9 protein-coding genes are annotated in these 14,304 nt (G+C 69.3%); 6 read left to right on the forward strand and 3 right to left on the reverse strand.

Features of this window, described 5'->3' with window-relative positions; all coding sequences use genetic code 11:
- Positions 1-12 precede the first annotated feature (12 nt).
- The 5 genes from AC30PD_RS10805 to AC30PD_RS10825 all read left to right on the forward strand — a co-directional run bounded on the left by AC30PD_RS10805 (position 13) and on the right by AC30PD_RS10825 (position 12,008).
- Entirely contained in the window at positions 13-8,661 is an 8,649-nt protein-coding gene (locus AC30PD_RS10805) for a glycoside hydrolase family 94 protein (RefSeq protein ID WP_489535670.1), read from the forward strand.
- A 107-nt stretch (positions 8,662-8,768) separates the two neighbouring features.
- On the forward strand, positions 8,769-9,341 hold the full coding sequence (locus tag AC30PD_RS10810) for a ferritin-like domain-containing protein (protein ID WP_489535671.1): 573 nt from the start codon (positions 8,769-8,771) through the stop codon (positions 9,339-9,341).
- A 97-nt stretch (positions 9,342-9,438) separates the two neighbouring features.
- Complete coding sequence (locus tag AC30PD_RS10815; protein WP_489535672.1) at positions 9,439-9,753, forward strand: BON domain-containing protein; 315 nt, start codon at positions 9,439-9,441, stop codon at positions 9,751-9,753.
- A gap of 109 nt (positions 9,754-9,862) precedes the next feature.
- Entirely contained in the window at positions 9,863-11,053 is a 1,191-nt protein-coding gene (locus AC30PD_RS10820; protein WP_489535673.1) for an AI-2E family transporter, read from the forward strand.
- A gap of 7 nt (positions 11,054-11,060) precedes the next feature.
- Complete coding sequence (locus tag AC30PD_RS10825) at positions 11,061-12,008, forward strand: YihY/virulence factor BrkB family protein (protein ID WP_489535674.1); 948 nt, start codon at positions 11,061-11,063, stop codon at positions 12,006-12,008.
- Here the strand turns inward: AC30PD_RS10825 and AC30PD_RS10830 are convergent.
- Positions 11,998-12,225, reverse strand: coding sequence for a hypothetical protein (locus tag AC30PD_RS10830; RefSeq protein ID WP_489535675.1), 228 nt, complete (start codon positions 12,223-12,225; stop codon positions 11,998-12,000). The two genes, AC30PD_RS10825 and AC30PD_RS10830, sit on opposite strands and share 11 nt — an antisense overlap.
- A gap of 70 nt (positions 12,226-12,295) precedes the next feature.
- The gene (locus AC30PD_RS10835; RefSeq protein WP_489535676.1) at positions 12,296-13,033 is read right to left on the reverse strand and encodes a Crp/Fnr family transcriptional regulator; all 738 of its coding nucleotides are present in this window, start codon (positions 13,031-13,033) and stop codon (positions 12,296-12,298) included.
- 149 nt (positions 13,034-13,182) lie between these two features.
- On the opposite strand from AC30PD_RS10835, the gene AC30PD_RS10840 reads away from it, so the two are divergent.
- Positions 13,183-13,587, forward strand: coding sequence for a BLUF domain-containing protein (locus AC30PD_RS10840; protein WP_489535677.1), 405 nt, complete (start codon positions 13,183-13,185; stop codon positions 13,585-13,587).
- A 55-nt stretch (positions 13,588-13,642) separates the two neighbouring features.
- Here AC30PD_RS10840 and AC30PD_RS10845 read toward each other — a convergent pair whose 3' ends face one another.
- Complete coding sequence (locus tag AC30PD_RS10845; RefSeq protein ID WP_489535678.1) at positions 13,643-14,203, reverse strand: hypothetical protein; 561 nt, start codon at positions 14,201-14,203, stop codon at positions 13,643-13,645.
- Positions 14,204-14,304: the final 101 nt, after the last annotated feature.

Genomic DNA, 14,304 nt, shown 5'->3' on the forward strand with positions numbered 1-14,304 from the left:
TGAGCCTGAGGCATGACGCAAGCCAGCCTGCTGCGGTTGGTCCCCGATGCACCGCAAGCGCTGCGTGACATTCTCGACGGCACACGCGGCGCCGTCGAACCGGCCAATCGATCAGAAATCTTCGGCCCCGAACGCTTCGCGCAGCACGGGCTGAGCCTCGCCGAGACCCACCACGCCGACACCGCGTCGGGCCGCTCTGCGGCCTTTTTTCCGCGCCTGCAAGACAACATCCGCGTGCTGCGCGAGTCCGAGCATTACATCGGCACGCAGGCCCACACGGGCTACCAGGTGAGCCCGGCGGCCGAGTGGCTGCTCGACAACTTTCACCTGATCGAGAGCCAGCTCAAGGCGATCCATGAAGGTCTGCCACGACGCTACTTTCGTGACCTGCCGGTCTTGATCGACGAACCGCTGGCCGGCCTGCCGCGGGTCTACAGCGTCGCCTGGGCCTTCGTGGCCCACACCGACAGCGCTTTCGACGAAGACTTGCTGGGCGTGTTTCTCGCGGCCTACCAGCAGCGCCGCGAACTCACGCTCGGCGAGTTGTGGGCCCTGCCCACGACGCTGCGTGTGGTGCTGATCGAAAACCTGCGGCGCCTGGCCGAACGCCTGGCCACCAACAAGGCCGCGCGCGAACTCGCCAACCTGGTGTGCGACGACATCGAGCGCTACCGCTTCACCGACCTCGATGAACTGGTCGCCTTGCTCGAACAGCGCGGCGTCGCACGCACCTTTCTCGTGCAGATGGCGCAGCGCCTGCAGGACCACCGCAGCCCGGGGCTGTCGGCGCACAACGCGTCGAACCACCACGACTGGCTGCACCGCAGCCTGCCCGACCTGGCCGCCGCGCAAGCCCAGCAACCGGCCGACCAGGCCGCCGACAACCTGAGCGTCAGCAACGCCATCGGCTCCTTGCGCCTGATCGGCAACGCCGACTGGCCCGACATCGTGTGCCGCACCAGCGCCACGATGCAGCTCCTGCTCGGCTCGCCGGCCTTCGAGGCCGAGCGCGACGACACCCGCGACGACACGCTGCACCAGATCGAAGTGCTGGCGCGCAAGAGCCGTCGCACCGAAAAGCAGGTCGCACAAACCTTGCTCGACCTGATGCACCGCGACGAGACGAGCGGCGCCGGCGCCGCGGCGAGCCACTGGCTGCGGGGTGCCGGACGGCCCGAACTGATGCGCCGGCTGGACATGAACGAAACCGCCGCGGTGCTGTGGCGCGCCGTGCAGCGCCGTGCGGCGCTCCCGGCCTATCTGGCCACCCTGGGCGGCGGCACGCTGGCCATCGTGGCGTGGCTGCTGATGCGCCACAGCGCGCTGCCCGACACCACGAATCACCTCGGCCTGAGCCTGCTGGTCGCGTCGCTGATGCTGTTTCCGGCTTCGGAAGCGGTGGTCGCGGTGATCAACCGGCTCATCAGCGAATCGGCACGGCCGAGCCACCTGCCGCGCTTGTCGCTGATGCAGGGCATACCGCCCGAGCACCGCGTGATGGTCGTCATCCCTGGCATGTTGACGAGTGCGGCCGCGACCCAAGAATTGGCCCACCGTCTCGAGCTGCACCACCTCGCCAACCCCGAGCAGAACACGCAGTTCGCGCTGCTCACCGACTGGGCCGACGCACCGGTGCGCGAGCTCGCCACCGACACGCCCTTGCTCGTGATGGCGACCGACGCGATCGACACACTCAACCGGCGTTACCCCGGCGACCCCCGCAGTGCGCCGCGCTTCATCGTGTTGCACCGCGACCGTGTGTACAGCGAAACCGAACAGAAGTGGATCGGCTGGGAACGCAAGCGCGGCAAACTCGAACAACTGATCGAGCTGCTGGCCACCACCGACACGGCAGCGCAAGGCAGCAAGCCCTTCATCGACCTCGGCGCCGCCTCGCGCGTCGAACCCGGCACACGCTACGTGCTCACGCTCGACGGCGACACGCAGTTGCCGCCGGGGCGCCTGCGCGAGCTCGTCGGCGTGGCGGCGCACCCGCACAACCAGCCGCAGGTCGACATGGCCACGCGCACCGTGACACGCGGCTACGCGATCCTGCAGCCGCGCGTGGTCACGCCGCTGCCGGCACCGAAAGACTTCACGCTCTACCACTGGCTGTTCGCCGGCCAGTGCGGCATCGACCCTTACAGCGCCGCGTCGTCCGAGGTCTACCAGGACGTGTTCCGCGAAGGCACGTTCACCGGCAAGGGCCTGCTGCACGTGGCGTCGCTCCACGCGCTGCTGTCGAAGCGCCTGCCCGAAGGGCGCGTGCTCAGCCACGACCTGCTCGAAGGTGCGCTGACGCGCTGCGCTGCCGTGACCGACGTGGCCGTGATCGAAGACGCGCCCTTCCACGCCGACGTGGCCGCCTCGCGCGTGCACCGCTGGACGCGTGGCGACTGGCAGCTGCTGCCCTTCCTGTTCAACCCCCGCGCCTGGCGCATGCGTGCGATCAACCGCTGGAAGATGCTCGACAACCTGCGCCGCTCGCTGGTCGCGCCGGCCTCGCTCGCGCTGCTGGTGCTGGCCATCGGCACCGACACCGTCTCGCCCGCGGCGGCGCTCGCGCTGGTGTTCGCCGCGCTGATCGCCGGCCCGCTGATGGGCGCGGTGGCCGGCCTCGCGCCGAGCCACGACGACATCGCCAAGCGGCACTTCTACCGCCAGGCCTTGACCGAACTGTGGCGCGCGGTCTGCAGCGGCTTGTGGCTGATGGGCCAGTTGCTGCAGCAGGCGATGCTGGCCGCCGACGCCGTGCTGCGCGCGCTCTGGCGCATGGGCGTGAGCCGCAGGCACCTGCTCGAATGGACGACCGCCGCGGCCGCACAGGCGTCGGCCTCGACGCGGTTCAGCGCCGTGCTGCGCAAGCACCGCGCAGTGCCGCTCGTCGCCGTGCTCGTCTGGGCCGGCCTGCTCGCCACCGATGCGCCGTCGCTCGTGCTCGGCAGCGTGCTGTGCGCCGCCTGGGCCATGTCGCCGCTGTGGACCTGGTGGGTCAGCCGGCCGCGCCCACCGAAGCGCGACGCCGCGCTGCCCGCCGCCGACCAGGCCTACCTGGAAGACGCGGCGCGTGACACCTGGCGCCTGTTCGAGCGCTGCGTCGGTGCCGAAGACCACTTTCTTCCGCCCGACAACCTGCAGCTCACGCCGCAGACGATGGTCGCGCACCGCACCTCGCCGACCAACATCGGCCTGTACATGCTCGGTGCGGCGTGCGCGCGCCAGTTCGGCTGGGTCGGCACCCAAGACCTGCTGGCGCGGCTCGAAGCCACCTTGCAGACGTTGGCCGAGCTGCCGCGTCACCGTGGCCACTTTCTGAACTGGTACGACACGCAGAGCAAGGCGGCCTTGCTGCCGATGTACGTGTCGACCGTCGACAGCGGCAACCTGAGCGGCCACCTGCTCGCGGTCGCCCAGGCCTGCACCGAGCTGGCCCGTGCGCCGTTCGACAGCAGTGCGGCGGCACGGGCGCTGGCCGCTTCGCTCGCACGCATCGAGCCGCTGCGCAGCGCTGCAAGCGTGGCCCTGCCCGACGGTGCGCTGGCGCGCCTGCTCGCCCTGCCCGAGCCGCTGAACGAAGCGCTCGACGCGCCCGAGCACCTTGAGGGCCTGCTGCGCAGCGCCGCCGACGAGCTGGCGCCGCTGCTGCCCGGCGACGACGCCGCGCTGGCACCCAGCCCGCTGCACCGGTTCGCATGGCAGGCGGCCGACCACATCTCGACGCTGCGCAGCCTGCTGCTCGACAGCCTGGCTCGCTCTGCCGAAGCCACCACCGCAGAGCGCCTGCGCGCGGTCGCAAGCCGTTGTGAACAACTGGCCTGGGAAGCCGACTTCAGCTTCCTGTACCACCGCAAGCGGCGCCTGTTCCACATCGGCTTTCGTGTCGCCGAACAGCAGCTCGACGCGAGCTACTACGACCTGCTGGCATCCGAGTCGCGCCTCACCAGCCTGCTCGCCATCGCCAAGGGCGACGTGCCGGTGAGCCACTGGGCCGCGCTCGGCCGGCCCTTCTATGCCGTCGGTGCGCATGCGGGCCTGCGCTCGTGGTCAGGCTCGATGTTCGAGTACCTGATGCCGTCGCTGGTGCTCGACGAGCCCAAGGGCAGCGTGCTGCACGGCGCCTGCCTGGCGGCACTGCACGAGCAGATCGCTTTCGCACGCGAGCACCAGGTGCCCTGGGGCATCTCGGAATCGGCCTACGCCGCCAGCGACCACACGCTCGCTTACCAGTACGCGCCGCAGGGCGTGCCCCGGCTGGCGCTGCGCCGCACGCCGCCCGACGAGCTGGTGATCGCGCCCTACGCCACCGCGCTGGCGGCGCAGGTGGCGCCGCACTGCGCGGTCGAGAACTTCGCCGCGCTCGAAACTTTGGCCACTCGCGCGCGCTACGGCTTCATCGAGGCGCTCGACTTCAGCGAAGCGCGCCGCACCGCAGCAGTGGGTTTCACCCGCGTCAACACCTTCATGGCGCACCACCAGGGCATGAGCATCGTGGCCATCGCCAACGTGCTGCTCGACGGCGCGCCGCGGCGCTGGGGCATGGGCAACGCCCACATCGAAGCGGTGGCCTCGCTGCTGCACGAACGCACGCCGCGCGAGGTCTCGGTGTTGCTCGCACCACCGCGCGGCCCGTCACCAGATGCCCAGGCGCGCCGCGCGCCGGGCCTGCTGCGCGAGGTGCTGCCGGGCCTGACCGCGCTCGCACCGACCCATCTGCTGGCGAACGGCCGTTATGCCGTCTCGCTGCGCGCCAACGGCGCCGGCTGGAGCCGCTGGGGCAACGTGGGCATCAACCGCTGGCGCGACGACGCCCTGCGCGACACGCACGGCAGCTTCTTCCACCTGCGCTGGGACCGCCAGCCGCAGGCCGTGTCGCTCACGCAGCACCCCTCGCCCGACCCGGCCGCGCACTACCAGAGCACTTACCATGCCGACCGAGTGTGCTTCGACGCCACCTGGTCTGAGATCGACGCCCACACGACCGTGTGGGTCAGCCCCGAAGACGACATCGAGTTCCGCCAGGTCGAGCTGCGCAACCTGAGTGACCGCGTGCTCGACCTGGAGCTGATGTCGGCGTTCGAGATCGCGCTGGCCGACCCGCGCGCCGACGAAGCGCACCCGGCTTTCTCGAACCTCTTCGTGCGCGCCGGCTGGCGCCCGGCGCAACAGGCGCTGGTGTTCGAACGCAAGCCGCGGCTGCCCACCGAACGCGGCTTGCTCGCCGCGCACTTCCTGGTCGAGAACGACCCGGCCGTGCGCTCGCTGCAGGTGCAGACCGACCGCCTCGGCTGGCTCGGCCGCAACCACGACACGAGCCAGCCGCTGGCCTCGTTCGCGCCGGCCTTCGACGTCTACACCGAGCCGACGACCGAGCACTCGCAGGGCACCGGGCTCGACCCGGTGTGTGCGCTCTCGGTGCGGCTGCAGTTGCCGCCGCACGGTAAGCTGAGACTCACCTTCTGCACGGCGGCGTCTGACAACCGCGTCACGCTCGACGCGGTGATCGACAAGTACCGCCAGAGCACCGCGGTGGAGCGGGCTTCGCTGATGTCGGCCACGCTCGCCGGCATTCGCCTGCGCGAGCTGGGTGTCAACGCCGAAAGCTTCGCCGCGATCCAGACGCTGACCTCGGCCGTCGTGATGAACGTGACGCGTGCCAGCGCCGCGTTGCCTTTGGACAGTGACAACAGCACCGAGGTGTGCGACCGCCGACTGCTGTGGCGCTTCGGCATCTCGGGCGACCGCCCGCTGGTGCTCGTGTCGGCCGGCACCGCGCAGGGCATGGGCCTGCTGCGCACACTCGTGAAGGGCTTGCGCCTGTGGTCGTGGGCCGGTGTCGCCTGCGACCTGGTCGTCGTGAACGCCGAACCCACTTCGTACCTGATGGCCTTGCAGCGTGACGTGGCGGCACTGCGCGAGCAGTTCAGCGCGCAGAACGGCGGCCAGCCCGGCGCCGGGCAGATCGGCTTTCACGTGCTGCGCGCCGACGAGCTCTCGGCCGACGAGCGCAGCACGCTGCGTGCGCTGGCGCGTGTGCACTTCAACGCCGACGGCCGGCCGCTCACGCACCACATGCAGGAATGGATCGAGCAGCACGAAACAGCGCTCGAGGAGCGCCTGGCCACGTCGGTCTCGGCGCTGCCCATCGCGGCCGGCGCGAACGCCGAAGCCCGCATCTCGCAGGGCCACTTCATGCCCGAAGGCGGCGAGTTCCGCTTCGACGTGAGCGTGTTCCAGCGGCCCGCCAGGCCGTGGGTCAACGTGCTCGCGAACCCGGGCTTCGGCGCACAGATCTCCGAGGCCGGCGGGGGCTACACCTGGGCGCTGAACAGCCGCCTGAACCAGCTCACGCCCTGGTCGAACGACCCGGTCGGTGACCCACCGGGCGAATGGTTCCTGCTGCAGGACATGAAGTCGCGCAACCTGTGGAGCGTGTCGCCTTCGGCCTGGGCCGACCCGAGCGCCACCTACCGCGTGGCGCACGGCCAGGGCTACAGCGTGGTCGGCCACCGCCGCGGTGACCTCGACGTGAGCGTGGCCTGGTGCGTGGACGCCAGCACCGCCGTGAAACAGGTGCGGCTGCGCATTGTCAACCGCGGCCAGCGCACGCAGCGGCTGCGCGCCATCGGCATCGCCGAGTGGGTGATGGGCGCCGGCCGCGGCGACCGGGCGAGCACGCACACCGCGTCGTTCACGCAGCGCCTGCCCGACGTGTCGCCGGCCGACGCGCGTGGCCCCACCACCGGCCGCAAGCTCACCGCACTCACCTGCACGCAGCGCGACCGCTCGGCCGGCTTCGGTGACGGCACCGCCTTTCTCGCCGTCTCGACCCACGCCGACGAAGCACCCGACTGGACCTGCGACCGGCGCGAGTGTTTCGATGCGCGCGGCCGTCTGGCGGTGCCCGACCTGTACGGCCAGCGCAGCGGTGCCGGGCTCGACCCGTGCGCGGCCATCGCCACGCCGATCACGCTCGCGGCAGGCGAATCGGCGGAGTGTGTTTTTCTGATCGGCTTCGGCGCCAACCCGGATGAAGCACGCCACCTCGCCACCGCCGCGGCCGCCCTGCCCGCCACACAGCGCCAGGACCAAGTGCGGTCACAGTGGGACCAACTGCTCGGCGCCACCCAGGTGAAGACACCCGACCCGCTGTTCGACGCGATGGTCAACCGCTGGCTGCTCTACCAGACCGTGGCTTGCCGGCTGTGGGCGAAGGCCGGCTTCTACCAGGCCGGCGGTGCCTTCGGTTTCCGCGACCAGTTGCAGGACGCGATGGCCCTCGCCTGGGCCGCGCCCGAGATGCTGCGGCGGCAGATCGTGCTGAACGCGTCGCGCCAGTTCCCTGAAGGTGACGTTCAGCACTGGTGGCATGCACCCACCGGCGCCGGTGTGCGCACGCATTTTTCAGACGACCTGCTGTGGCTGCCGCACGCCTGCGTTCACTACCTGCAATGCACCGGCGACAGCGGCTTGCTCGACGAGGCCGTGCCCTTCATCGAAGGCGCGCCCATCCCCGAAGGCGCAGAAGACGCCTACTACGCGCCGGCGCCGAGCGAAAAGACTGCGAGCGTCTACGAGCACGGCGCGCGCGCCATCGACCGCAGCCTGCGGACCGGCGCGCACGGCCTGCCCCTGATGGGCAGCGGCGACTGGAACGACGGCATGAACCGCGTCGGCATCGAAGGCCGGGGCGAATCGGTGTGGCTGGGCTGGTTTCTGTGCGCCCTGGTCGACGACTTCGCGCCGCTTGCGCGCCAGCGTGGCGAGACAGAGCGTGCCCAACGTTGGGAAGACGCGGCACGCGGCTGGCGCAACGCGCTGCAGGCCGAAGCCTGGGACGGCCAATGGTACAAGCGCGCGTATTTCGACGACGGCACGCCGCTCGGCACGCAGACCGACACCGAGTGCCGCATCGACCTGATCGCGCAGGCCTGGAGCGTGATCTCCGGCGTGGCGCCGCCGGCATTCCAGCGCATGGCGCTCGAAGCGGTCGACCGCCAGCTGGTCGACCGCCAACACGGCCTCGTCAAGCTGCTGACCCCACCGCTGCAGCACAGGCAACCGAGTGCCGGCTACATCCAGGCCTACCCACCCGGCGTGCGCGAGAACGGCGGCCAGTATTCGCACGCCGGCGTGTGGGCCGTGATCGCGCAGGCGCAGAGCGGCCACGCCGACACCGCCTACCGCTACTTCACGTATCTGAGCCCGGCCCACCGCGCGGCGAGCACCGCGTGGGGCGCAGCCTATGCAATCGAGCCCTACGTGATGGCAGGCGACGTCTACACCGAGGCGCCCTATGCGGGTCGCGGCGGCTGGAGCTGGTACACCGGCTCGGCCGCGTGGATGCACCGCGCGGCCATCGAGCACCTGTTCGGCGTGCGCCAGCGTGGTGAACAGATCTCGTTCTTGCCCTGCCTGCCTTCACACTGGAACGAGGCCGAGCTCACGCTGCGCCGAGACGGCCGCGTCTTGCGTGTGCTGTTCTGCCGGGCGGGCGCCGCGAACTCGATCGATGCGGCGCTGCGCGCCGGCGCGGTCGTGCTGCGCAGTGGACAGAGCCTGCACTGGAAATCGCTCGCGGCGCAGAGCACCTGCGTCGTGCAATTGCCGGCCAGCGAAGCCGCAGCGCCGCAACAGCCACCGGTGCTCAGCGCCGCGTACTGAGCGCGTTCGTCAGCGCGGCGCTGTCCTACAGCGGCAAGCGCGGCAATCCGATGGGCCGCTCACGGCCCGCTCCCTACAGTTCATTCATTGCCAATCAGGAGCCAGCGATGAGCCAGAAGAAAGAAAGCGCCAGCATCACCCAACTGCCCGTCGGCAAGAACGACCGCCTGGCGTTGAACGAAGAAGGTCTCGAGGCGGCGAAGCGTTCGCTCGACCAAGGCGCCGTGACCCCGAGCTACGGACCGTGGCGCGACGACATCATCAAGCTGCTGAACGACTCGCTGGCGACCGAGCTGGTGTGCGTGATGCGCTACAAGCGCCACCACTACACCGCCAAGGGCTTGGCCTCGCCGAAGATCGCCGAAGAATTCATGGTGCATGCGCAGGAAGAAAGCGCACACGCCGACAGCATTGCCGAACGCATCGTGCAGCTCGGTGGCGAGCCCGATTTCTCGCCGGCCACGCTGCTCGAACGCAGCCACGCCGAGTACGACGATTCGAGCGACCTGAAGGCCATGATCAAGGCCAACCTGATCGCCGAGCGCGTGGCCATCGAGGCCTACAGCCAGATGATCGCGCTGATCGGCGACAAGGACTCCACCACGCGCCGACTGCTCGAGACGATCCTGAGCCAGGAGCAGGAGCACGCCGACGAACTCAGTGACTGGATGACGGCCTGAGCGGCGTCAGCGGCACAGATACCAGCCCATGGGTGGTGGGGCCAAGCGCCACCCTGACAAGTCACAACTCTCGACAACCACTCCCAGGAGATTCACCATGCAAATGCGCACCAAACTCGCTTCGGCGATCACCGTTTTCGCCCTCGTCGCCATGTCGGGCTGCGCTGTGCAGCGCGGCCAGGAAACCACCGGCGCCTACGTCGACGACACCGCCATCACCACCGCGGTGAAGGCACGCTACGTCGGCAACAAGGAAGTCGACGCGACCGCCATCAGCGTCGAAACGCTGAACGGCACGGTCATGCTCTCGGGCTTCGCGAAGAACCAGAACGAGCGCTCGACCGCTGAAGACATCGCGATGAAGACCAACGGCGTCAAGAGCGTGAAGAACGCGATCGTCGTGCGGCCGTAAACTGCACTGCGACCGAAGACGCAGGCTGGCAGCACCGGCCGGCGTCTTTCGCGCCCCGGGTTCCTGACCGAACCGCGGGGCATTGTTTTGCCCTCTTCCGCAGGCACCCATGGACCCCGCAACACCGCACGGCGACCGCCACGATCACGACACACCAGGCTCTGGCGTCGCCGTGACCGTGATGGCCACGCTGGCCGTGATCGTGGCGCTGTGGTGGGGCCGCAGCTTCCTGATCCCGCTCACCGCCGGGCTGATGCTCGCGCTGCTGGTGCTGCCGCTCACGAGCCGGCTGGAGCGCTGGTTGCGCAGCCGCATCGCCGCCACGCTGATCACGCTGATGTTCGTGATGACCTTGCTCGGGCTGGCGGCCGCGGCGTTCGGTGACCAGCTCGGCCGCGTGGCCGGGCGTGTTCCGGAAATGATCAGCCTGGTCGCACAACAGGTCTCCGACTCCGAACCCGGCGCCGACTCGGTATTGCAGCGCGCACGGGTCGCGTTCCGCGAACTCGACCGCGCGGCCGAGCGGCTGGCGGGCGCCAAACCGCTGATCCAGACCGCACGCGCCAAGGCCGCTGCCGCCAGGCAGGCCGAGATCGCCGCCAGCGCCGCAGCCGCGGCCACGCCGCCGGTGAGCATCTCGCAGACCGCCACCGTGGTGCTGCGCGACACCGCCGTCACCGGCTCGAGCGCCCTGCTCAAGTTCGCTGGCGACCTGACCATCATCTTCTTCATCGCCTTCTTCGTGCTCTCGGGCGGCAAGCCTCTGGCCGACCGCTTTCTCGGGCTCTGGGACGAGCGCCCCGGCCTCAAGCTGCGCGCCGAACACGCAGCGAACGAGTGCGTGCGCCAGATCCACATCTACGGCGGCGTGCTGCTGGTCACCAACACCGTCGTCGGCTTGGTCGTCTGGGCGGCGTTCGCGATGGCCGGGCTGCCCGACGCCGGCGGCTGGGGCGTGACCGCCGCGGTGCTGCACGTGGTGCCCTACCTCGGCATGGCGCTGCTCACCGGGCTGGGCGCGGCCGAGACCTTTCTGGCGCACGGTTCGATCGGCGCCGCGCTCGGCATGGCGGCGTTCATCGTTCTGATGTCGACGCTGATCGGCACCGTGGTCACCGCCTGGCTGCAAGGCCGCGCCGCGAAGATGAATGCCGCTGCCGTGTTCATCGGCGTGGTGTTCTGGGGCGCGCTGTGGGGCGTGTGGGGCCTGCTGCTCGGCCCCGCGCTCGTGGTGCTGCTGAAAGTGGTGGCCGAGCACACGCGGCCGGGCCGGCGCCTCGCGCAGCTCATGCAGGGCTGAGCGCGGTATGGCGGCACTCCTGGAGCGGGCCCGCAACCTCGCCGCAGCGCTGTTCCAGTTGCTGATGACGTCGGGTCGGCTGCCGGCACGTGCCGCGCGTGTGTTGTGGGCCGCTGTCAACCGCTACATGGACGCCGGCGGCATGCGCCAGGGTGCGGCCGTGGCCTTCTATGCCGCGTTCTCGATCGCGCCGCTGCTCGTGGTCGTGACCGGCGTGATGGTGTGGTTGCTCGGCAGCGAAGCGGCGCAGGCCGCGGTGCTCGACGCGGTGTCACGCATGATCGGCGAGCGCGAAACGAAGACGCTCGCCGACCTGCTCGCGCAGCGTTCGATCGCCAGCGCCGGCCAGCAGCCGGCGGCCTTCGGCTCGTGGCTCGCGCTCGGCGTCACGCTGGTCGGTGCGACCGGCGTGTTCGTCGAACTGCGCGCCGCGCTGCAGGCGATGCTGGGCGAGTCCGACGGCCCGTTCAGCTGGTGGCGCCTGCTGCGCGTTCGGCTGCTGTCGATCGGCGTGGTGCTGGGCAGCGGCTTCCTGTTGTCGGTGGCGATGCTCGCACAAGGCCTCTCGCTGATGGCCTTGCGCTGGGTCGCGCTGTCGTGGCCCCTGCTCGCGCCGCTGCTGGTGGCCGCCGAGAACATCTGGTCGTGGGGCGTGATCGCGCTGCTGTTCGCGCTGCTGATCCGCTGGCTGCCCGACGGCCGCCTGCCGATGCGCCATGCGCTCGGCGGTGCCGCGGTGGCGGCGGGCCTCTTCATGGTGGGCCGCTACGGCATCAGCCTGTACATCGCGACCACCGCCACGCAGTCGGCACTCGGCGCCGCCGGCTCGTTCGCGGCGCTGCTGGTGTGGGTGTACTGGTCGAGCCAGATCTTCCTGCTGGGTGCCGCGCTCGCGGTGGAACTAGGCCATGCCGGGCCACCGAAATCGCTGGCACCACCAGGCATTACTTCTTGAGCTTCTTGTAGGCGCGGTCGGCCTCGGGCGAGCGGCTCGTGTCTTCGAGCCCGCGATTCAGATCGCGCGCGCCTTGCTGAACCACCTTGCTCGGCACGCCCCCGGTCATGCGGCTGCTCTCGTCACGTTCGTGCGGCAGCGGCGGCTCCGAGGGCACGGGGGTCGGCGGTGCAGCAGGCTTGCTTGCCGTGCGCTTTTTTGTGTCGTGGAGTTTCATGCCCCAAGACTAGGCAGCGCGTGGGCCACCCACCATCGGAACACACCGATAGCGGTGTAGGACGGAACGATCAGATCAGCGGCCGTGCTGCCGGCTTGCCGTCGCCGTACAGGTCGGCGATGCGGGTGAGCGCCTTCACGTCGCGCAGCCACAGCCGGCCGTCTTCGATGCGGTGCAGACCACGCCGCTCGAGCTTGCGCAGGGTCTTGTTGGTGTGAACCAGCGACAGGCCCAGGCCGTCGGCGATGTGCTGCTGCGTGAGCGGAAACGGCACGCCCTTCTCGCCAGCGTCGGGCAGCAGCGCGGCCATGCGCTTGAACAGCAGCACCAGCAGCGTGGCGATGCGCTCTTCGGCGCTGCGCCGGCCCACCGACAGCAAGGTGTCGTCGACCAGCGATTCTTCGTGCGCCGTCAGCCAGGTCACGTTGAAGCCCAGGGTCGGCGCCGAGCGGTGCAATTCCCACAGCGCGTCGCGCCGGAACACACACAGCATCACTTCCGTGAGCGTTTGAACTCCGTGCGCCGCAGAGTCGCCCATCTTCTGCTGCACACCGATGAAGTCGCCGGGCAGCAGAAAGTTGAGGATCTGCCTGCGGCCGTCGCTCAAGGTCTTGAAGCGGAAGGCCCAGCCGCTCAGCAGCGTGTAGAGCGGTGCGTCGACCTGGCCTTCGTCGATGACGCTGTGTTCGGCCGGCAGCACGAGCTGGTCGCGCTTGAGCGTTTCGATCAAGGCCAGCTCGGCCTCGGAGTGCCCGGTGAACAGCGGAAAGGTGCGCAAGGGGCAAGCTTGGCAGGCGACGATGTTCACGGCATGGCTTTCAGGCGTTGGGGCTGCGCCGGCCCGGCGGGTGCGCGTGGCAGAGCGTACACGTTGTGTCATTCGACACATCGAACCGTGCCCCGCACGGCTACATTCGGCTCGCTTGAACAACGCTGGGGCCCTTGGCCTCGCCTTCCATGCTGAGTGTAGAAAACCCCTTCCAGCTGTTGTACGTGAGCCGGCTCGCGCCCGACTGCAACTGGGAAGTGATGAAAGAGATCGCCGACACGGCTCGCCGCAACAACCCGGCTCAGGGCATCAACGGCGCCTTGCTCTTCGACGGCGAGCGCTTCTGCCAGCTGATCGAAGGTGACGAGAAAGCCGTGCGCGCGCTGATGGACAAGATCGCGCGCGACACCCGCCACACCGACGTGCGGCTGCTGCTCGCCAGCCCGTCGGCCACCGGGCCGAACTCGCAGCGCTGGGTGTGCGGCTACTGCGACGCCCACGAACTCGAAGTGTTCGACAGGGCGCCCGGTCTGGCGGAGGGCACGGCGCTCGCTGCATTCCTGTCGGTGCTGCAGGGCGCCGACATGGAGTGAAGGCGCCCATGAAAAAAGCCGGCACGGGCCGGCTTCTTTGGGGGCGTGAAGCGACTCAGCTCTTGTTGAAGCGGGCCTTGGCAGCGCTGACACACGAGGCCTTGGCGTCGCCGGCCAGGGCGTCACACTTCTCGGTGGCGACCTTGTAGTCTGCATCACGCTTGTCTTCGGCGGTGTCTTTCACGGCCGAGACGATCTTCTTGTCGAGCTTGGCATCGGCCAGGGCCTTGTCGTGGGTCGCCTTGGCTTCGGTCACGCAGACGTCTTTCACGTTGCCGGCCTTGTCGTCGCACATTTCCTTGGCGACCGCATAGGTGGCGTCGGCCTTGGCCACGGCGAGCTTGTTGGCGTCTTTGGCGAGGCCGGTGTCCTTGTAGGTCAGCTCGGCGCGGGCGACTTTTTCCTTGCCCTTGGCCTGCTCGACGCACACGTCTTTTTCGTTGCCGCTGAACTTGTCGCAGGCCGACTTCTCGGCCTTGTAGTCGGCAGAGATGCGGTCTTTGGCGGTGGCCATGTCGGCCTTGCTCATGGTGCCGGCCGCGAATGCGCCCGTGGTGGCGAACAGGGCGAGTGCTGCGGTGGCGATGCCGGTCTTGCAATGCTGGAGGGTGATCATGGTGAGGCGTTCCTTCGAAAAACGGTGAATGAAAAACACAGTGATCGAAGTATCTGAACCGGGCCGCCCGAAGGGCAGCGGACGGTGCCGCCGCCCTGCGT

The sequence above is a fragment of the Rhizobacter sp. genome, from assembly GCF_032229685.1.
In the GTDB taxonomy this organism is placed as follows: domain Bacteria; phylum Pseudomonadota; class Gammaproteobacteria; order Burkholderiales; family Burkholderiaceae_C; genus LMDS01.